Source organism: Pseudomonas spelaei (assembly GCF_009724245.1).
In the GTDB taxonomy this organism is placed as follows: Bacteria; Pseudomonadota; Gammaproteobacteria; order Pseudomonadales; family Pseudomonadaceae; genus Aquipseudomonas; species Aquipseudomonas spelaei.
In genome coordinates, this window is the sequence record NZ_WNNK01000001.1 from 390,883 (window position 1) to 410,101 (window position 19,219).

At 60.1% G+C, this 19,219-nt stretch carries 17 protein-coding genes; 14 read left to right on the forward strand and 3 right to left on the reverse strand.

The genetic code is table 11. The features are described 5' to 3' along the window. Positions 1–106 precede the first annotated feature (106 nt). Entirely contained in the window at positions 107–1,795 is a 1,689-nt protein-coding gene (gene fadD2 / locus GNF76_RS01770) for a long-chain-fatty-acid--CoA ligase FadD2 (RefSeq protein WP_155581443.1), read from the forward strand. A gap of 327 nt (positions 1,796–2,122) precedes the next feature. Further along, entirely contained in the window at positions 2,123–3,814 is a 1,692-nt protein-coding gene (gene fadD1, locus GNF76_RS01775) for a long-chain-fatty-acid--CoA ligase FadD1 (protein WP_155581444.1), read from the forward strand. Between the two features lie 244 nt (positions 3,815–4,058). Here fadD1 and GNF76_RS01780 read toward each other — a convergent pair whose 3' ends face one another. Continuing rightward, positions 4,059–4,436: a hypothetical protein gene (locus tag GNF76_RS01780; protein WP_155581445.1), complete on the reverse strand. Its 378-nt coding sequence runs from the start codon at positions 4,434–4,436 to the stop codon at positions 4,059–4,061. Positions 4,437–4,635: 199 nt separating this feature from the next. Here GNF76_RS01780 and GNF76_RS01785 point away from each other — a divergent pair, with 199 nt between their 5' ends. The 3 genes from GNF76_RS01785 to def all read left to right on the forward strand — a co-directional run bounded on the left by GNF76_RS01785 (position 4,636) and on the right by def (position 6,489). Next, complete coding sequence (locus GNF76_RS01785; RefSeq protein ID WP_155581446.1) at positions 4,636–4,821, forward strand: CsbD family protein; 186 nt, start codon at positions 4,636–4,638, stop codon at positions 4,819–4,821. 181 nt (positions 4,822–5,002) lie between these two features. Further along, positions 5,003–5,947, forward strand: coding sequence for a YihY/virulence factor BrkB family protein (locus GNF76_RS01790; RefSeq protein ID WP_155581447.1), 945 nt, complete (start codon positions 5,003–5,005; stop codon positions 5,945–5,947). 2 nt (positions 5,948–5,949) lie between these two features. Further along, positions 5,950–6,489, forward strand: a complete 540-nt coding sequence (gene def / locus GNF76_RS01795) for a peptide deformylase (RefSeq protein ID WP_155581448.1) — start codon at positions 5,950–5,952, stop codon at positions 6,487–6,489. A 73-nt stretch (positions 6,490–6,562) separates the two neighbouring features. Here the strand turns inward: def and GNF76_RS01800 are convergent, their stop codons facing one another. Together GNF76_RS01800 and GNF76_RS01805 are read right to left on the reverse strand one after the other, a co-directional pair. Further along, a complete protein-coding gene (locus GNF76_RS01800) occupies positions 6,563–7,381 on the reverse strand; it encodes a class I SAM-dependent methyltransferase (RefSeq protein WP_155581449.1) in 819 nt (272 codons plus the stop codon). Between the two features lie 59 nt (positions 7,382–7,440). Next, on the reverse strand, positions 7,441–7,878 hold the full coding sequence (locus GNF76_RS01805; RefSeq protein WP_155581450.1) for a GNAT family N-acetyltransferase: 438 nt from the start codon (positions 7,876–7,878) through the stop codon (positions 7,441–7,443). A 447-nt stretch (positions 7,879–8,325) separates the two neighbouring features. Here GNF76_RS01805 and GNF76_RS01810 point away from each other — a divergent pair, with 447 nt between their 5' ends. The 9 genes from GNF76_RS01810 (at position 8,326) to GNF76_RS01850 (ending at position 19,214) form a co-directional block, all read left to right on the forward strand. After that, on the forward strand, positions 8,326–9,267 hold the full coding sequence (locus GNF76_RS01810) for a fatty acid desaturase (RefSeq protein ID WP_155581451.1): 942 nt from the start codon (positions 8,326–8,328) through the stop codon (positions 9,265–9,267). Between the two features lie 10 nt (positions 9,268–9,277). Then, positions 9,278–10,069, forward strand: a complete 792-nt coding sequence (locus GNF76_RS01815) for a phosphate/phosphite/phosphonate ABC transporter substrate-binding protein (protein ID WP_155581452.1) — start codon at positions 9,278–9,280, stop codon at positions 10,067–10,069. Between the two features lie 218 nt (positions 10,070–10,287). Then, positions 10,288–10,797 (forward strand): sigma-70 family RNA polymerase sigma factor, encoded by a 510-nt coding sequence (locus GNF76_RS01820; protein ID WP_155581453.1) that lies wholly within the window; start codon positions 10,288–10,290, stop codon positions 10,795–10,797. Next, positions 10,794–11,738 carry a FecR domain-containing protein gene (locus GNF76_RS01825; protein ID WP_155581454.1) on the forward strand — a complete coding sequence of 315 codons (945 nt, stop codon included), beginning with the start codon at positions 10,794–10,796 and terminating at the stop codon, positions 11,736–11,738. Before GNF76_RS01820 ends, GNF76_RS01825 begins: the two co-directional genes overlap by 4 nt. Positions 11,739–12,045: 307 nt before the next feature. Further along, positions 12,046–14,676, forward strand: a complete 2,631-nt coding sequence (locus GNF76_RS01830; RefSeq protein WP_178123134.1) for a TonB-dependent receptor domain-containing protein — start codon at positions 12,046–12,048, stop codon at positions 14,674–14,676. Positions 14,677–14,779: 103 nt separating this feature from the next. Beyond that, positions 14,780–15,793, forward strand: a complete 1,014-nt coding sequence (locus GNF76_RS01835; protein WP_155581455.1) for an ABC transporter substrate-binding protein — start codon at positions 14,780–14,782, stop codon at positions 15,791–15,793. Next, entirely contained in the window at positions 15,793–16,719 is a 927-nt protein-coding gene (locus GNF76_RS01840) for an aliphatic sulfonate ABC transporter substrate-binding protein (protein ID WP_155581456.1), read from the forward strand. Before GNF76_RS01835 ends, GNF76_RS01840 begins: the two co-directional genes overlap by 1 nt. Before the next feature lie 18 nt (positions 16,720–16,737). Then, positions 16,738–17,742 (forward strand): ornithine cyclodeaminase family protein, encoded by a 1,005-nt coding sequence (locus tag GNF76_RS01845; RefSeq protein ID WP_155581457.1) that lies wholly within the window; start codon positions 16,738–16,740, stop codon positions 17,740–17,742. Beyond that, complete coding sequence (locus GNF76_RS01850) at positions 17,739–19,214, forward strand: HAL/PAL/TAL family ammonia-lyase (RefSeq protein WP_155581458.1); 1,476 nt, start codon at positions 17,739–17,741, stop codon at positions 19,212–19,214. The genes GNF76_RS01845 and GNF76_RS01850 overlap by 4 nt, the downstream gene beginning before the upstream one ends. Positions 19,215–19,219 lie beyond the last annotated feature (5 nt).

Genomic DNA, 19,219 nt, shown 5'->3' on the forward strand with positions numbered 1-19,219 from the left:
ATTTTGAGTATTTGCCTGTTTGGCCATTGCTGCTAACGTCCCCGAAGCTCCGCTTGTCATAGCAGCAGAAAGCGGCCGGACACACGCAGGTAAGAGGATAAGAATAATGCAACCTGATTTCTGGAATGACAAACGCGCAGCGGGCGTTCCCACCGACATCGACCTGAGCGTCTACAAGTCGGTGATCGAAGTCTTCGAGCGTTCCTGCAAGACCTTTGCCGATCGTCCGGCGTTCAGCAACATGGGGATCACACTGACCTACGCCGAGCTTGAGCGCCAGAGTGCAGCGTTCGCCGGTTACCTGCAACAGCACACCGACCTCAAGCCAGGCGACCGCATTGCGGTGCAGATGCCCAACGTCCTGCAGTACCCGATTGCGGTGTTCGGTGCCTTGCGGGCGGGGCTGATTGTGGTCAACACCAACCCGTTGTACACCCCGCGTGAGATGCTCCACCAGTTCAAGGGCGCTGGCGTTCGTGCCCTGGTCTACCTGAATCTGTTTGGCTCGCGGGTTCAGGAAGTGGTTCCCGATACCGAGATCGAGTACCTGATCGAAGCGAAGATGGGCGACCTGATGCCCGCCGCCAAGGGCTGGCTGATCAACACTGTGGTCGATAAAGTGAAGAAAATGGTCCCGGCCTACAACCTGCCTCGGGCCGTTTCTTTCAAGCGTGCGCTGCGTCTGGGGGCCGGCTTGGGCATTACCCATCACCCGGTCACTCTGGATGATATTGCCGTGCTGCAATACACCGGCGGCACCACCGGCCTCGCCAAAGGTGCAATGCTCACCCATGGCAACCTGGTCGCCAACATGCAGCAAGTGCGTGCCTGCATGTCACAACTTGGCGACGATGGGCACCCGCTGATCAAGGAAGGACAGGAGGTGATGATCGCGCCGCTGCCGCTGTACCACATCTATGCTTTCACCGCGAATTGCATGTGCATGATGGTATCCGGTAACCATAACGTGCTGATCACTAACCCCAGGGACATTGGCGGCTTTATCAAGGAATTGAAAAAGTGGCGCTTTACCGGACTGATGGGGCTCAACACGCTGTTTGTGGCGTTAATGGACCATCCTGATTTCAAGAGCCTCGACTTCTCCCACCTCAAACTCACCAGCTCCGGTGGTACTGCGCTGGTCAAGGCCACTGCCGAGCGTTGGCAGCAACTCACCGGATGCGCGATCGGCGAGGGCTATGGCCTGACCGAGACCTCGCCGGTGGCGAGTGCCAATCCTTACGGCAACAAAATTCGGTTGGGAACCGTGGGCATTCCGCTGCCGGGCACGGCGATGAAGGTCATCGATGATGAAGGTGCGGAATTGCCCTTGGGCGAACGAGGCGAACTATGTGTGAAAGGTCCGCAAGTAATGAAGGGCTATTGGCAGCAACCGGCCGCTACCGCTGAGACCCTGGATGCGCAAGGCTGGCTCAAGACGGGTGACATCGCGGTGATCGACCCTGATGGTTTTGTGCGGATCGTGGATCGCAAGAAAGACTTGATCATCGTTTCGGGTTTCAACGTTTACCCCAATGAGATCGAAGACGTGATCATGGCCCACCCGAGCGTTGCCAATTGTGCGGTGATCGGCGTGCCGGACGAGCGCACCGGGGAGGCGGTGAAGCTGTTTGTAGTGGCGCGTGCTCAGGGTGTCAGCCTTGAAGAACTGAAGACCTATTGCAAGGCCAACTTCACCGGCTACAAGGTGCCCAAGCACATCGTACTGAGGGATTCGCTGCCGATGACACCGGTAGGGAAAATCTTGCGGCGCGAGCTTCGCGATATTGCTTGATTTGAATGCGGTCAACATGTGGGAGCTGCGGTACGACGATTCGGCGTGCTCGCTCCCATATTTATTGTGTAGACCCCTGATTTAGAGGCTTTTCACAACATATAGAATCTTTGCTCTAAAAGTGACTACTGAATATTCTTGAGTCATGTTTATGACTGTAGGGGCCACCTTTGGCTCTAGGCGGCCTTTGGCAAAGCTGCTACTCTCGGCGCGCTTTGTGACATCTCGGCCTGCTTGAAACAGCCAGACTCACCCTAAAAAACACACACAAATAATAATCGCATCAAATGCGATGAATGAATTCGCGTCGCTGAGGAGTGGGCTTCCATGAACGAAGACTTTTGGAAGGATAAGTACCCTGCCGGGATTGCTGCAGACATCAATCCAGACGAGTATCCAAATATTCAGGCGGTACTGAAACAGTCCTGCCAACGCTTCGCCGACAAACCGGCTTTCAGCAACCTGGGCAAGACCATCACCTACGGTGAGTTGTACGAGTTGTCCGGAGCGTTTGCCGCATACCTGCAACAGCATACCGATTTGCAGCCCGGTGATCGAATCGCCGTGCAACTGCCCAATGTCCTGCAGTACCCGGTCGCCGTCTTTGGTGCCATCCGCGCGGGCTTGATCGTAGTCAATACCAACCCGCTGTACACCGCGCGGGAAATGGAGCACCAGTTCAACGACTCCGGCGCCAAAGCGCTGATTTGCCTGGCCAACATGGCCCACCTGGCCGAAAAAGTCGTCCCCAAGACTTCCGTCAAGCATGTGATCGTCACCGAAGTGGCCGACCTGTTACCGCCGCTCAAGCGGCTGCTGATCAACAGCGTCATCAAATACGTGAAGAAAATGGTCCCGGCCTATCACTTGCCCAAGGCGATCAAATTCAACGACGTCCTGGCCGGGGGGCACGGCCAGCCGCTTAACGAAGTCAGCCCCAGCAGCGATGAGGTGGCCGTGCTGCAATACACCGGTGGCACCACCGGTGTGGCCAAGGGCGCAATGCTCACCCACCGCAACCTGGTGGCCAACATGCTGCAGTGCAAGGAGCTGATGGGGGCCAACCTCAATGAAGGTTGCGAGATCCTGATCACCCCGTTGCCGCTGTATCACATTTACGCCTTCACCTTTCATTGTATGGCGATGATGCTGATCGGCAACCACAACATCCTGATCAGCAACCCGCGCGACCTGCCGGCGATGGTCAAAGAGCTGTCGAAGTGGAAGTTCAGCGGTTTTGTCGGCCTCAATACCCTGTTTGTGGCCCTGTGCAACAACGAGGGTTTCCGCAAGCTGGATTTCTCGGCACTCAAAGCTACCTTGTCGGGTGGCATGGCCCTGCAACTGGCGGCGGCTGAGCGTTGGAAGGCCGTCACTGGCTGCTCCATCTGTGAAGGTTACGGCATGACCGAAACCAGCCCGGTGGCTACCGTCAACCCGATCCAGAACATCCAGATCGGCACCATTGGCATTCCGTTACCGTCGACCCTGTGCAAAGTCATCTCCGACGACGGTGTTGAGTTGCCACTGGGAGAAATCGGCGAGCTGTGCGTCAAGGGCCCGCAAGTGATGAAAGGCTACTGGCAGCGTGAAGACGCTACTGCCGAGATGATCGACAGCGAAGGCTGGTTGAAGACCGGTGACATTGCGGTCATTCAGCCGGACGGCTACATGCGCATTGTCGATCGCAAGAAGGACATGATTCTGGTCTCCGGTTTCAACGTCTATCCCAATGAACTGGAAGACGTGCTGGTAAGTCTGCCGGGCGTGCTGCAATGCGCGGCCATTGGTGTACCCGACGAAAAGTCCGGGGAGCACATCAAGATCTTCATCGTGGTCAAGCCGGGTGCCTCCCTGACCAAGGACCAGGTGATGGAGCACATGCGTGCCAACGTCACCGGTTACAAGGTGCCGAAGGCTGTGGAGTTCCGCGACGCGTTGCCGACCACCAACGTTGGCAAGATCCTGCGCCGCGAGTTGCGGGACGAAGAACTGAAGAAGCTGGGTTTGAAAAAGTAACCCAATAAAAAACCCCGCCAATGCGGGGTTTTTTATGGCCTGTCGACTCTCCTGAATTGCAATGCAATCCAATGTGGGAGCAGGCTTGCCGGCGATAGCCATAGGTATCTACACAATTGCGCAGGGCCTGGCTTTCTGTAGCCGCTGCCGAGGCACGAGGCTGCGATGCGGGCCGCAGGACCGCTTAGGGGGTCGCTACGCAACCCTTCGCAGCCTCGTGCCTCGGCAGCGGCTACAGGTTTTCCTACAGGGCAAATTGCGCGAAGCTCACACCGGCACCTGCCGGGCGCACATCCTTGAGGAATGAATCCTTATCGGCACTCAGCTCCAGGGTGATCTCCGGCTTGCGTTTGCCGGCGTTGCGCACCACGAGGCCTTCAAGCTTCTCGCGCATGAACGCCGTCGGCACTTTCAGATGCAGCAACTGGTCACTTTCAGCGTTGTGCATCAACAAGTGAATCCACTCGTACTGGCCCACGGCAATACGGGTCACCGGCAGGTCGAACCACCAGATGTTGCGTTTGCGGTCCAGGTCGGTGAAGTGGCAGTTGTTGACGCCGAGCACGGCACCGCCCAGTTCTTGGTTTCTGCGGGCGATGGCTTGGGTTTTATTGAGTTTCATAACGTTCCTACGGGATCAGGTATTCAGCGTTTTAGCCTGAATGTGCCGGGCATTCTCGTGGGTTGGCCGCAAAACATAAAGCCCAACCTGTCGAGGGCGATGAAATGCCTGGGCAAAAATAATTGAAACTCTGCCAAGCGGCCCAGGGTCAACCTCTACGTAATGACCCAAACCCTTGATTGTTCCCAGGAGAAATACCATGAGTAGCACATCGGATAAGGCAAAAGGTTTAGCGAACGAGGCCATCGGCAACATCAAGCAAGGTGTCGGTAAAGTCACCGGCAACGACAAGCTGCGTGCCGAAGGCGTGATTCAGGAAAAGAAAGGTGAAGTACAAAAAGCCGTCGGCGACGCCAAAGATGCGGTAAAAAAAGCGGTCAAATAGTCCTGACCCGATTGCTCGCGATCGAGCAGTCCGACGGCCATCCACAGATGGCCGTTTTTGTGTGTCTTGCAGTAATTAAAGTTTCGAAATTGTTTCAAGGTCGCCAAATAGGCTACCTTGATGTAGAAAACGGCCCCTGAGTCGCCCACGAACTCAACCTTTTGCGGCGAAAGGAGACGCTATGATTTTTCCGGTATTGAACGGTTTGCCCCTGCACAAAGTGCTGGTACGCACGGTCACCGAGTTTATCGATGACGAGATGCCCACCTACGCCTCGGCACTGGCCTACCAGATGCTGTTCTCGCTGTTTCCCTTCCTGTTGTTCCTGATTGCCCTGATCGGTTTCCTGCGCCTGCCGGAGTTTTTCACCTTCCTGCGCGACCAGTCGGCGCTCGTGTTACCCCCCCAGGCCCTGGAACAGGTCAACCCGGTAATCGACCAACTGCAGCAATCCAAGGGCGGCTTGCTGTCCGTGGGTATCGTCGTTGCACTATGGACCGCCTCGGCAGGCGTACGCCTGATGATGAGCGCGATGAACGCCGCCTACGATGTGGTCGAGGGCCGGCCGATCTGGAAGCGTTTTCCGCTGTCGGTCTTCTACACCATTGGCGTCGCCGGCATGCTGCTGATGGCCGCCGCGCTGATGGTCCTCGGGCCACAGGTGATGGAGTGGCTGGCGGGCCAGATCGGCATGGAGCAATACGTGGTCACCCTGTGGACCATCCTGCGCTGGCCGGTGATCGTCATCCTGCTGATGTTTGCCGTGGCCTTGATGTACTACGTGATGCCCGATGTGAAGCAGAAGTTTCGCTTTATCTCCCCAGGTTCGGTACTGGCGGTGGTGGTCTGGATCCTCGCCTCCCTGGGCTTTGGCTTCTATGTCAAAGCCTTTGGCAACTACAACGCCATGTATGGCAGTATCGGCGCGATCATCGTCCTGTTGCTGTACTTCTACATTTCCGCTGCCGTGTTGCTGCTGGGCGCGGAGATGAATGCGGTGATCGAACACATGTCGGCTGAAGGCAAGAACCCCGGTGAAAAGGACTTTGGCGAGCACGACGACAAACAACATGTCTCAGGCTTGGGCCGGGACCATTCACTCAAGCCTACTACTGACGAAGCCTGATCATGATCCGTGAAATCCTGAAAATGGGCGATGAGCGCCTGCTGCGTATCGCGCCCCCGGTTCCACCGGAAATGTTCGACAGCCCCGAGTTGTGGCAGTTGATCGACGACATGTTCCAGACCATGGAACATGTGGGCGGCGTTGGCCTCGCCGCGCCGCAGGTGGGTGTTGATTTGCAACTGGTGATCTTTGGTTTCGAGAGCAGCGAACGCTATCCGGATGCCCCGGCCGTGCCGCAGACCATCCTGATCAACCCGTTGATCACGCCGTTAAGTCCGCTGCTGGAAGAAGGCTATGAAGGCTGCCTGTCGGTGCCCGGCATGCGTGGGGCGGTGGACCGTTATCAGCGGATTCGCTATGAGGGGTTTGATCCCAAGGGCGAACCGATTGTGCGGATTGCCGAAGGTTTTCATGCGCGGGTGGTGCAGCATGAATGCGATCACCTGATTGGCCGGTTGTACCCGTCGCGGATTACCGACTTCAGCAAGTTCGGGTTTATCGAGGTAATGTTCCCGGACATGGATCCTGACTCCGACGAATAACCCGAGATACAACACAGGTCAACATGTGGGAGCGAGCAAGCCCGCTCCCACATTGGATTCGCGTTCTGCTTGGCTATTTGACCGGTTTAACAAACCGCAACGTCATCCGGTCCGACTCGCCAATCGCCAGATACTTCGCCTTATCCTTCTCCCCCAGTTTCAACGCAGGCGGCAATGTCCAGACGCCATCGGGATAATCCTTGGTGTCTTTCGGATTGGCGTTGATCTCGCTCTGCCCATCCAGCTTGAACCCCGCATCCGTCGCCAGTTTCACCACATACGCCGTGGTCAGGTACCCGCTGTGCTTGATGTCATCCAATGACGCACCGTCCTTGGCCCGATGATCCACTACGCCCAGTACGCCGCCCGGTTTCAACACCTTGAAGAAGGCTTCAAAGGTTGCCGGTGCGGTGTCGGCCAACACCCAGTTATGGACGTTACGGAAAGTCAGCACCGTGTCAGCTGAACCTGGTTTGCCCAGAGTCGGTGCCTTGGGGTCGAACTCGACGAAGCCAGCTTTGGCATAACGGGCCGGATCGGCAGCGAATTTCTGTTTCAGGCTTTCTTCGGAGGTGCGGGCATAGGCGCTGCTGGTCGGGGCTTGCACGGCGGCGATGTAATGGCCGTGCTCCTTGAGCAGCGGCGCCAACACTTCACTGTACCAGCCGCCGCCGGGGGTGATTTCGATCAGCGTCTGGTCGGGCCGCAGGCCGAAGAACGCGAGGGTCTGCTGCGGATGGCGATACACGTCGCGCGCGCTGTTGGCCGGTGCACGCCAACTGCCGGCCAGCACGGTTGCGTATTGCTGGGCAGAAACCGGAGCCTCTGCTGCCTGGCTCAAGGCTGGGAAAAGGAGGGCGCTGAGGGATAAAGCCGCAAGGGTCGCTTTCATGATCATCCTAGTGTGGGCCATTGTGCCGAGGAGGCTAGCACGCAGCCCACAACCACTGATCATCCATTATTGAAGGTCGACCTAACCAATGGTTCTAAGCCCATGGCGATCATTGGCTTGTTGCGTTTGTAGCGCACCCATCGTTCGGCCAGGGACTGGGGCAGTGGTGTGTCCTGGGTAAAACCGAGGCGCTGATAAAACCCTTCCAGGTCCGGATGGCAAAGCAGCCACACCGTGCCTTCCACCGGTGCGACGGCCTCACGAATCAGTCGCGCCGCCAAACCCTGGCCACGCAATGCCGGGTCGACAAACAGCCCGGTCAACCATTGCCCGCCCACCACCGGGCTCAAGCAGAGGCCGGCGACGATCTCACTGTGCCTGGCCACCCACAGTTGGCCGCCCTTCAGGGCTTTCATCGGCGAGTTATGGCTTCGGTAAAACTTGTTCAGCAGTGGCCAAAGCGGCTCTGCCAGCAGATTGATGTGCAACTCGGGCATGGTATTTCGACAGGCGTGATCAAGGGGTCGGGATTATAAGTCGGGCAAAGCGCCTTCTGTTGGGCAATAGGTGTTATACCCCTTGTTACATCCCCTGAAAGTGGAGCACGCATCATGGCCAAAGGCATGGATTCAAAGAAAGCCGCGAAGAAGAAACCGGCAAAGACTGCCGATGAAAAACGCGCCGACAAAAAAGCCAAAAAATCCGACGCGGGTTTGTTTGGGCATTGATTACTTGTAGCCGCTGACGAGGCACGAGGCTGCGATGGGGTGCGAAGCAGCCCCCAATGGATGGTCCTGCGGGCCACTTCACAGCCTCGTACCTCGGCAGCGGCTTGTTTGCTTCTAAGCTAAGCACCAAACGATCTGCAAGATTTCCCCGCCTCGTTGCACAGAGCAGGATGAAGCCGACTTTCGTTGTCGGCCTGGACTGCCCTGAGCTCGCCGATGCCCAACTACCTCGATGACACCCACCGCCTCGAAATCGAAGTCCTGAGTCAAAGCCTCACCGCCCGCACCGAATGGCCGACCTGGCTATTATTGATCGGCGTCTACGCCAGCTGGTTTACCGTGATATTGGGCAGCGCCTGGCTGGGCCGGTGGCTGAGCACGATGCTGTTGATCCCGATTGTGGTGCTGTGGCTGTCCCTGCAACACGAAATGCTCCATGGCCATCCCACCCGTTTCAAGGCCCTGAACAAACTCCTTGGCTACGCGCCCTTGGCGGTCTGGTATCCCTACACCCTGTATCGCGACAGCCATTTGTTGCACCACAACGATGAGCAACTCACTGTTCCCGGCGTTGATCCGGAAAGCCGCTACCTGACGCAAGGGCAATGGGCCGGCAGTTCGCTGTTCGAGCGCAGCCTGCACAGGCTGAACAAAACCGTACTCGGGCGTTTCCTGCTGGGCGCGCCGTTGGCGTTGTGGACGCTGGCGCGCGAAGAGTTGCTGCGGCTGCGCCAAGGCCAGCGTCAGGCCTGGCTGATGTGGCTGACCCATGGCGTATTGACCGTGCTGATGCTGGTGTTTATCGCCCGCTACAGCGTGCTGCCGGTGTGGCATTACCTGGCGCTGGTCAGTGTGCCCGCGCTGTCGGTGGCGATGATTCGTTCGTACTATGAACACCGCCCGCACCTGCAACCTGAACAGCGCACAGTGATCAACGAAGCCGGCTGGCCGTGGACCTGGCTGTTTCTCAACCTCAACCTGCATTTGGTGCATCACGACTTGCCGAAGCTGCCCTGGTATTTCCTGCCCCGGGTCTATCGCGCACGTCGTGCGCAGTGGCAGGCGCGTAGCGGTGGCTTTGTGGTGCAAGGTTATGGCCAATTGATCGGCCGCTACGGGCTCAAGACCATCGACAGTCCGCGCCATCCCTTTATCTGACGAGGCTTGCATGAGCGAACACTACGCCGAGCTGTTGATGTACGTGGCGCCCCAGCAGGTGCTTGAGGCCAACGAGCAATGGCTGGCGCGCATCCTTGAACGGCTCGACGTTACCCGGCGTACCGCTGACGGCCTGGACCTTCTAAGCCTGTGGCGCGCGCCCGAATTGTTGTTGACCCAGACCTGCGGCTATCCGCTGATGACCCAACTGCGTGGGCAAGTGCGGCTGATTGGCCGTCCCCGCTACGAACTGCCCGACAGCAGCGCTGGCAATCACTGCAGCCTGCTGCTGACCCGCGACGACAACCCGCGAACGACCCTGGTGGATTTCTACGACAGTCGTGGCGTGATCAACGGTGAGGACTCCAACAGCGGCATGAACCTGCTGCGCGAGCACCTGGCACCGTTACATCGCCAGGGACGCTTCTTTGCCAGCGTGGCCATCAGCGGCGGTCATCGCGACAGCCTGCGCTGGCTGCGGGAAGACCGTGCAGACCTCGCCGCCATCGACAGCGTGACCTTCGCCTACCTGGCGCGTTTTGCTCCAGAAGAAGTCGCGGGACTGCGTATCGTCACCCGCAGTGCGATCAGCCCGACGCTGCCTTACATCGGCGCGCAGGGTTTGAGTGATGAATACATCCTGCGGATTCGTCAGGCGATGAACCAGGCGTTGCAGGAACTGCCGCAGGTGGTGGAGATACTGGGCGTGCAGGAGGTGCTGGCTGCCAGTGAAGCGGATTACCAAGTGCTGTTGGATTACCGGCAGCAGGCTCAGGCACTGGGTTTCGAAAGGCTTCGTTGAACCTGTAGCCGCTGCCGAGGCACGAGGCTGCGATGCGTGTCCGCAGGACCGCCCTCTGGGGTCGCTTCGCAACCCATCGCAGCCTCGTGCCTCGGCAGAGGCTACAATAAAGTTATATAAAAATGCATTTTAAGTATTATTAAAGAATAAGCAGCCTTGCTAGGATCGCCCCACCGGAACACCGGACATAACGTGCAACCTACTCAGATGGAGCCACTATGTCCGGCGCCGACATTTCTCACAGCGACTACGTGGGCGGATTGTTCCGTAGTCATTACGACTGGCTGTGCAGCCGTTTGCATCGGCACCTGGATTCCCGTGCTCACGCCGAAGACATCGCCGCCGACACCTTTGTCCAGTTGCTGAGCGCGCCGGGCGTCACACCGATCCGCCAGCCCCGCGCCTTGTTGACAACCATTGCCCAGCGCCTGATGTATCAACTGTGGCGTCGCCGTGATCTGGAGCGCGCTTACCTCGATGCCCTGGACCAGGACGAAACATCATCTGCGCCATCCCCTGAAGAGCTGGCGCAAATGCTCGAAGCGTTGCAGGCCATCGACCAATTGCTTGACGGCTTGCCGGCCAAGGTCAAGGCGACCTTCCTGCTGTCGCAACTCAATGGCCTGACGTATCCCGAAATTGCCGCCGAACTCGGCATCTCTCAACGCTCCGTCAGCGACTACATGACCCGCGCCATCAACCGTTGTCTGCGGCTGTGCCTGGAATGAATGACGAACTGATCGACAGTGCCACTCGCTGGATCGTCTTGCTGCGCTCTGGTCAGGCGAGTGCGGCCGACTGGCAGCGTTATCACCAATGGCGTGCCGAAGACCCACGTCATGAAGCGTTGTGCCAACAGCTGGAAACCCGCCTCGATGTGTTCCAGATTGCCCAGGCCCAAGGTGTCAGCGGCAAGGTGCTGCAGCAAGCGCTGCAAGCGCCGCCCAGCCGACGCGCGTTGCTGCGTGGGGCCTTGGTGGGCGCGGGCGTAGCGCTGGGCGCGAGCTTGCTGGCGAGGCCTTTAGGTTTGCCGCTGTCGGCGTTGACCGCTGACCTGCGTACGGGCACCGGCGAGCGCCGAACCGTCGAGTTGGCCGATGGCAGCGAGTTGCTGCTCAACGCGCGCAGCACAGCGGATATCCAATTCGATTCTCAGCGACGGCTGGTGCGCCTGCGTGAGGGCGAGTTGCTGGCGAAGATTGCCAATGATGCGAGCCGACCGTTTCTGATCCAGACCGAGCAAACCCGATTGCGCGCCTACGGCAATCGGTTGCTGCTGCGTGAGCGGGAAGGGCAGGGCCACGTGGTGGCGCTCAACGGCGCCCTGGAGATCGACAGCCCGAATGGCGGCCACCTGCAATTGGCGGCCGGGCACGAAGTCAGTTACGACCGGGGCGGTTTTGGCCCGGTGCAGGTCAGCTCCTCGGGGGCGACGGCGTGGATCGACGGCTTCCTGCAAGTGCGTGACCGTCCGTTGGTGGAAGTCATCGACGCCTTGCGGCCGTATCACAATGGCGTGTTGCGCCTGGATCCAGCGGTAGCCGGCTTGCGCGTCAGTGGCCTGTACCGGCTGGACAATCCCCAGCAGATCCTCGACACCCTGGCGCGCACCTTGCCGATTCATATCACCCGCCGGACCGGGTTGTGGGTGACCGTCAGTGCGGCCTGAAAAACACCGACAACTCAATGTGAAAGCTGTCCCTGTAGCCGCGGCCGAGGTACGAGGCGGCGATGGGCTGCGCAGCGGCCCTATGGGCGGTCCTGCGGACACGCATCGCAGCCTCGTACCTCGGCAGCGGCTACAGAAAGCAGCCGCAGGTTCGGTGTTAGCCGTAAGGCGTTTTTTCAAAGACCTTGAAAGGCACGGTTCTAAGAACATAACCAAACGGTCTGCAAGTTTTCCCCGCGCCATCCCACATCACTCCCGTAAGCGCTGCGGGGAGCAGCGTTATGGAGTTTCCTTGGGGGGAGCCAATGTGAGCCAGTTCAACCGTATGCCGCTTCGAACCTTTGCGCTGGTGCCGTTGGCCAGTCTGTTTTTGTCGTTTGCCGCCAGCGCTGAAGACGCGCGTCAGCTCTACCACATTGCGCCCGGCCCCTTGGATGAGGTGCTGCTGAACATCAGTCGCCAGAGTGGCCAGGTGATTTCCTTCACCCCGCAGTTGGGCAGCTATTCGTCGGCCAGCGTCGATGGCTCGTTGTCTGCGCAGCAAGCGGTGGACGCCGCGCTCAAAGGCACCGGCCTGCAAGTGCAGGTCAGCCCGGACGGCGCCTTCATCATCAAGGAAGGCCCCAAGTCCAGCAGTAACATCAAGGCGCAAACCGCTGCCGCGCAAGCGCCGACCCTGGACCGCGTGGTCGCCATCGGCACCCGCCGCAACGATGCCACGGCCTTGTCCGGCAGTGCCCCGGTGGACGTGATCAACGCCGAAGAACTCAAGCAAACCGGTGCCACCAGCCTGAACCAGGCGCTGTTTCAACTGCTGCCCTCATTCAATTTTCCGCAGAACAACAGCGCCACCCGCGGGCAAGACCCGAAGGGCGCGTCGCTGCGTGGCTTGTCGCCTGACCAGACCCTGGTGCTGATCAATGGCAAGCGCCGCCACACCTCGGCAGTGGTGAATATCTCCGGTGGCGTGCCGTTCATTGGCGCGCAGCCGGTGGACCTGGACATGATCCCCATCAGCGCCATCGACCACGTCGAAGTGCTGCGTGATGGCGCCTCGGCGCAGTACGGTTCCGATGCCGTGGCCGGGGTGGTCAACATCGTGCTCAAGGAGCGCGACAGCGGTGGCCAGGTCAATACGCAACTGGGCAAATATGCCCAGGGCGACGGCTTCAGCAAGACCACCGATGGCTGGTACGGCGTGGGCTTGCCAGGGGATGGTTTCCTGACCCTGAGCTTCAATACCTTGAACAACAAGCCCGACGATATTGGCGACAAATACGTCGCCGACGGCCAAGTGCAGGACCCGCGTTGGGGCGGTGCCGGGCGCGACAAGTACAACCTGGCGGCCAATGCTGAAATCGGCCTGAATGATCAGTGGCGGCTCTACAGTTTCGCCACCTTTGGCCAGGACACCTCGGTGAACAACACGCCGCCGCTGTTGGCCAGCAGCCCGAACAACGTAGCGGGGATTTACCCGGGCGGTACGATCCCCAAATACCGCTACCGCTATGAAGACGGCGCCTTCACCCTCGGCAGCCGTTATGAAGACGAGACCCTGGGCCGCTTCGACCTGAGCGCCACCTATGGCCGCGACAAGCACGACGAACTGGCCTTCAACACCGTCAACCCGAGCTACGGCGTCAACAGCCCGACCAAGTTCGACGTCGCTACCCTGATCAACGAACAGACCAACGTGACCCTCGATTACGCCAAGGACCTGGACGTCAGCTGGTCCAGCCATCCACTGACGGTCTCCGCCGGCATCGCCTATCGTCATGAGCAATATCGTTTGGAGGCGGGCGACTACGACTCCTACTCCTACGGCGGTATCGACGGGGTACAGGTCGGTGCGGTGCAGGCCTCGGGACTGACTCCGGACGATGCCGGCACCTTCAAACGTGATGTCGGCGGCGTGTACTTCGGCCTGGAAAACCAAGTCACCGACAAGCTCCAGGTAGGCCTCGCCGGGCGTACCGAGCACTACTCGGACTTCGGCTCGGCCACCACCGGCAAGCTCTCGGCGCGGTATGACTTCACGCCGCAAGTGGGCCTGCGTGCCACGGTCAACAACGCGTATCACGCGCCAAGCCTGGGCCAGGTCGGGACCTCCTGGACCACCACCACCAACCTCGATGCCAACGGCAACCCGGTACTGACCCGCATGCTGCCTGCGGACAACCCGGCCGCCCGCGCCCTCGGTGCGCAGCCGCTCAAGCCTGAGAAGTCCACCAACTATTCCCTGGGCCTGGTACTGCGGCCTACCGAGCAAGCCTCGCTGACCATCGATGCCTACCAGATTTCCATCCGTGATCGCCTGCTGTTCAGCGGCGGTATTTCCGGCCCGCGTGCCGAACAGATCCTCAAGGATGCCGGCTTTGGCCAGTATTCCTGGGCGCAGTTCATGACCAACGCCGCCGACACCCGCACCCGGGGCGTCGATATCGTCGGCAAGTACAACCTGGACCTGGCGCAGTACGGCGGCTTGAGCCTGTCGGCGGGCTACACCAAGGCCCGTACCACCATCGAAAAGGTCCACGAAAATCCCAACGGTTTCGAAGTGCTGACCCGTGAGTCCCGAGGTTTTCTGGAACACGGCTACCCGGAAGACAAGCTGGTATTCGGCGCGATCCACAAGCTTGGCCAATGGACCATCGCGCTCAGCGAAACCCGATACGGCAAATACCGTAAATACGCCGCCAGCGAAGCCAACGCCCAATACGACCAGACCTTCGCCGCGCAATGGAACACCGACCTGGACGTGAACTACGCCTTCACCAAGCAACTGCGCGTGTCGGTGGGCGCCAACAACCTGTTCGACAGTAAGCCCGACGACTACAACACCCGCCTGCGCCAGACCCCGGGCCAGCAATACAGCTACCTGTCGCCGACCGCGCCGGAAGGGGCGTTTTACTACACGCGGCTCAGTTATGACTTTTAAACCCTGATCTTGAAGCTGACTCCGATCCCCTGTGGGACCCGACAAGCCAGTTCCCACATTTGCTCGGCTGTACTTTGAAACCCGAATCACCCTGAGGCTCTTCATGAAAAAACTAAAAAACCTGCTCGGTGGCTCGCTGCTGGCATTCACCGTCCTGGCACAGTCAGCCACCGCTGCGGTCCCGGCCAAACCGATTCACTTCGGCGACATCACCTGGGAAAGTGGCAGCCTGATCACTGAAGTCCTGCGCTTGATTGTCGAAAAAGGCTACGGCTATCCCACCGACACCTTGCCCGGCAGCACCGTGAGCCTGGAAGCCGCGTTGGCCAAGGACGATATTCAGGTGATCGGCGAAGAGTGGGCTGGGCGCAGTCCGGCCTGGGTCAAGGCTGAAAACGAAGGCAAGGTGTTCGGCCTTGGCGACACGGTCAAAGGCGCCACCGAAGGCTGGTGGGTGCCGGAATATGTGATCAAGGGCGATGCCGAGCGCGGTATCAAACCCCTGGCGCCGGAGTTGAAATCCGTGGCCGACCTGTCGCGCTACAAGGACGTGTTCCGTGACCCTGAAGACCCGACCCGTGGACGCTTCCTCAACAGCCCCACCGGCTGGACCTCGGAGATCGTCAACAGCCAGAAACTCAAGGCCTACGGGTTGACTGACAGCTTCGTCAACTTCCGCACCGGCTCCGGCGCAGCGCTGGATGCCGAGGTGGCGTCATCGATTCGCCGAGGCAAACCGGTGTTGTTCTACTACTGGTCGCCGACGCCGCTGCTGGGGCGTTTCAAGCTGATCAAACTGGAAGAACCACCGTTCAACGCCGAAGCCTGGAAGACCCTGGCCGACGCGAACAACCCGCATCCGCAAGGCACCCGCTCGATGCCGGCGCACCTGGCGATTGGTGTTTCGGCGCCGTTCAAGACCCAGTACCCGGAGCTGGTGACGTTCTTTGAAAAGGTCGACCTGCCGATTGATCTGCTCAACGGCATCCTTGCGCAAATGGCCGAAAAACGGACGGCGCCTCGCCAAGTGGCCGAAGCCTTTTTGAAAGAGCAACCACAGGTGTGGCAGCAGTGGGTACCGGCGGATGTCGCGTCGAAGGTCAGGGGGAGTCTCTAATGCGCAAGCTCGTCGCTGCAACGCTGCTGACGCTGTTGACCGGGCAGTTGCTGGCCGCTGAACCGCCCACCCTGCGCATCGGTTACCAGAAAAGCTCCGTGAGCATGGTGCTCGCCCGTGAGCATCACCTGTTCGAGCAGGCGCTCCCCGGTACTCAGGTGCGGTGGACTGAATTTCTCGGCGGCCCACCGCTGATCGAGGCGCTGAACGCCGGCAGCCTGGACATCGGCAACATCGGTGACATCCCGCCGATCTTCGCTCAGGCTGCCGGGATCGACGTGCAGTACATCGGCGTCGAGCCCAATGATGGCCGTACCGAAGCGATCCTGCTGCCCAAGGCCAGCACGGTGCAAAGCGTGGCGGACCTCAAAGGCAAGCGTGTGGCGCTGCTCAAGGGCTCCAGCGCCCACAACCTGTTCCTCAAAAGCCTGTTGCGCGCGGGCTTGCAGTGGAAGGATGTGAACGTGGTGTACCTGTCGCCTTCCGACGGTCGTGCTGCGTTCGAACAAGGCAAGGTGGACGCTTGGGTCGTCTGGGACCCGTACTACTCGGCGGCCGTGGTGGACGGTTCGGCGCGGGTATTGGGGGACGGCCAAGGGTTGAATCCTGCAGGCAGCTTTTTCATCGCCAGCGGTCCGTTTGCCAAGCAGCACCCGCAGGCCATCGCCGCCATTCTCAAGACCTTCGCCCAGGCGCAACGTTTATCCCTGGACCAGCATGACGAAAGCGTCGCGCTGATGGCCAAGACCCTGGGTCTGCCACCGGCAGTGGTGGAAAGCTATTTCAGGCATCGTTCGCCGACGCCTAGCCGTCCACTGGACGCGGTGGACATCGCCAACCAGCAACGCACCGCCGACCTGTTTTTTGCCAATGGCCTGATCCCGAAAAAGGTCGATGTGCAGCAGATTGTCTTCAAGGCCCCGTGACCTATCAGTGAGCAGACCATGCAACCGATCTACATCGATTTTCTCAACGGCCTGGACATTGACGAACTGGACTTGAGCAACGACGAAATCCTCAACGCCATCGAAGCCAGCCTGGCCATCCAGGGTCGTGGCGAGGCGGTGATCGAGCCGCGCACCCACCTGATTCCCGGCGGTGAAATCAACGGTCATTTCAACGTGCTGCGCGGAGTGTTGGGTGGCGCGATCGGCTACGCCGGGGTCAAGGTGGTGGGGGATTTTGTCGACAACTACCGCAAGGGTTTGCCTTCGGAACTGGCGATTCTCAACCTGTTGGACCCGGCCACCGGCATCCCGAAAGCCATCCTCGACGCCTCGGCCATCACCGACATGCGCACCGGTGCCGTTACCGCCATTGGGGCCAAATACCTCGCCCGAACGGACAGTAAAGTGCTGGCCCATATCGGTGCCCGAGGCACGGCGTATTGGAACGTGCGGTTGCTGGACCACCTGTTCGATTTCGAGGAAATCCGTGTGCATTCCCGTCGCAGCGAAAGCCGCGAAGCCTTTGCCGAACGCCTGCGTCGCGACCTCGGCAAGCCGGTGATTGTCACCGAGGATTGGGCGTCCACGGTGCGCGGCGCTGACATCGTGGTCGAGGCCTCGCGGCTTGATCAACCAGAACCGCTGTTGCGCACCGAGTGGATCAAACCCGGCGCCTTTGTGGTGCCTTACGGCACCATGAGTGCGGTGGAACTGTCCCTGACCGACATCATGAACAAGCGGGTGGTGGACGACTGGGGGCAGTGCAAAGACGGAATGTTCGGTGCGTTGCGCGCCCATGTCGATGCCGGGAAACTCAGCGCCGACACCTTGCACGCCGAGTTGGGGCAGATCGTCGCGGGCTTGAAAAGCGGCCGGCAAAACCCCGATGAAACCATCCTGTTCTGGCACCGGGGCTTGAGCCTCAGTGATATCGCCCTGGGCCATGCGCTGTTGGAAAAGGCCAAGCGACTGGGTATCGGCCAAAGGCTGCGGTGGGCATGAAATACCTGGATCCCCAAGGACTGGCGCTGGTGGACTTGCTCGCTATTGCTGAACAGGACGCGCCCGTAGCCTTCAGCTTGTACGCTCGGCAGCGCATCGAGGAAGGGCATCGATTGTTGCTAAGCCTTGCCAGTCAGGGCACGCCGATTTATGGCGTGACCACAGGCCTCGGTGCGGCGGTGGATGTGCAGGTGCCTCTGGACGATTCGCTGCTGCAAGCGCGGATTCCCCTGGGGCGCGCCGTGGGCGTAGGACGCCTGGCCAATCGTCAGGAACTGCGGTCAATGATCACGGCGCGGTTGGCGGGGTTGGCCCAAGGCCGTTCGGGGATTTCCCCTCACGCGGCCGACAGCCTGCTGGCCTTGCTCAATGCGGGTATAGAGCCCGAGGTGCCATTGCTGGGCTCTCTGGGTGAGAGCGATCTGGCACCTCTGGCGCACCTGAGTCTGGCGCTGTTGGGTCAGGGGTGGGTGCAGTGGCGCGGGGAGCGCTTGCCGGCTGCTGAGGCGCTGCAACGCAGCGGTCTTCAAGCGGCACGGCTGGTGGGCAAGGATGGTCTGGCATTGGTGTCGGCGAATGCGGCCAGTGTCGGCCTTGGCGCGTTATTGGTGGCCGAGGCCGAGCGCGCGTTGCAGGCGGTGTTGGCGGCCATTGCACTGTCGTGTGAGGGCTATCGCGCGAACCTTAGCCCGTTCCAGCCCTGGGCTTCACGGTTGCGGCCAGCGCCAGGGCAAACCGAGCAGTCACAGGCGTTGTTTCGGCTGCTGGACGGTGGTGAGTTGGCGGACAACCCGCGTCGGTTGCAGGACCCGTTGAGTTTTCGTTGTGCCACTGTGGTTCAAGGCGCAGCTCGGCAGGCCTTGCAGCAGCTGCGTGAACAGATCGAGTTGGAATTGGCCAGCGGCGCCGACAATCCGGCGTTGATCAGTGAGGAGCAGCAGGTGCTGGCCACGGCCAACTTCGACAGCACTCACCTGGCGCTGGCCGGTGAAGGACTGGGCCTGGCCTTGAGCCGGGTGGCCGCTTGCAGTGCCGAACGGATTGCCAAGCTGTTGTCGCCGGCGTCCAGCGAGTTGCCGCGCTTTCTGATCGGCCAACCAGGACACGTCGGCATGGCGGCATTGCAACGAACCAGCGCGGCGCTGTTGGCGGAGATTGGGCACTTGGCCAATCCGCTGCCTGCCGTGAGCGTGCCGGTGGCGGATCGGGTGGAAGACTATGCGGGGCAGGCGCTGGCGGTGATCGACAAGACTCGACGCCTGACGGAGCGGGTGTTGTGGCTAGGTAGCATCGAGTTGATCGTCGCGGCCCAGGCCGTGGATTTGCGTGGGACGGTGCGGTTGGGGGAGGGCAGTGGCCGGATTCATCGGGCAGTGCGCAGCCAGGTGATGCACCTGGATCAGGATCGATCAGGGTCGGTGGATGTGTTGGCGCTGAGTGCGTTCATCGAAAACGGCGGCTTACTGGTGTAGCCGCC

What these genes read in the sequence shown, in the direction of transcription:
- GNF76_RS01790 (WP_155581447.1), top strand. Translation starts at nt 5,003, where the DNA reads ATGATTTTTCCGGTATTGAACGGTTTGCCCCTGCACAAAGTGCTGGTA.
- GNF76_RS01810 (WP_155581451.1), top strand. Translation starts at nt 8,326, where the DNA reads ATGCCCAACTACCTCGATGACACCCACCGCCTCGAAATCGAAGTCCTG.
- GNF76_RS01845 (WP_155581457.1), top strand. Translation starts at nt 16,738, where the DNA reads ATGCAACCGATCTACATCGATTTTCTCAACGGCCTGGACATTGACGAA.
- fadD1 (WP_155581444.1), top strand. Translation starts at nt 2,123, where the DNA reads ATGAACGAAGACTTTTGGAAGGATAAGTACCCTGCCGGGATTGCTGCA.
- GNF76_RS01785 (WP_155581446.1), top strand. Translation starts at nt 4,636, where the DNA reads ATGAGTAGCACATCGGATAAGGCAAAAGGTTTAGCGAACGAGGCCATC.
- fadD2 (WP_155581443.1), top strand. Translation starts at nt 107, where the DNA reads ATGCAACCTGATTTCTGGAATGACAAACGCGCAGCGGGCGTTCCCACC.
- GNF76_RS01805 (WP_155581450.1), bottom strand. Translation starts at nt 7,878, where the DNA reads ATGCCCGAGTTGCACATCAATCTGCTGGCAGAGCCGCTTTGGCCACTG.
- def (WP_155581448.1), top strand. Translation starts at nt 5,950, where the DNA reads ATGATCCGTGAAATCCTGAAAATGGGCGATGAGCGCCTGCTGCGTATC.
- GNF76_RS01800 (WP_155581449.1), bottom strand. Translation starts at nt 7,381, where the DNA reads ATGAAAGCGACCCTTGCGGCTTTATCCCTCAGCGCCCTCCTTTTCCCA.
- GNF76_RS01835 (WP_155581455.1), top strand. Translation starts at nt 14,780, where the DNA reads ATGAAAAAACTAAAAAACCTGCTCGGTGGCTCGCTGCTGGCATTCACC.
- GNF76_RS01840 (WP_155581456.1), top strand. Translation starts at nt 15,793, where the DNA reads ATGCGCAAGCTCGTCGCTGCAACGCTGCTGACGCTGTTGACCGGGCAG.
- GNF76_RS01780 (WP_155581445.1), bottom strand. Translation starts at nt 4,436, where the DNA reads ATGAAACTCAATAAAACCCAAGCCATCGCCCGCAGAAACCAAGAACTG.
- GNF76_RS01815 (WP_155581452.1), top strand. Translation starts at nt 9,278, where the DNA reads ATGAGCGAACACTACGCCGAGCTGTTGATGTACGTGGCGCCCCAGCAG.
- GNF76_RS01850 (WP_155581458.1), top strand. Translation starts at nt 17,739, where the DNA reads ATGAAATACCTGGATCCCCAAGGACTGGCGCTGGTGGACTTGCTCGCT.
- GNF76_RS01820 (WP_155581453.1), top strand. Translation starts at nt 10,288, where the DNA reads ATGTCCGGCGCCGACATTTCTCACAGCGACTACGTGGGCGGATTGTTC.
- GNF76_RS01825 (WP_155581454.1), top strand. Translation starts at nt 10,794, where the DNA reads ATGAATGACGAACTGATCGACAGTGCCACTCGCTGGATCGTCTTGCTG.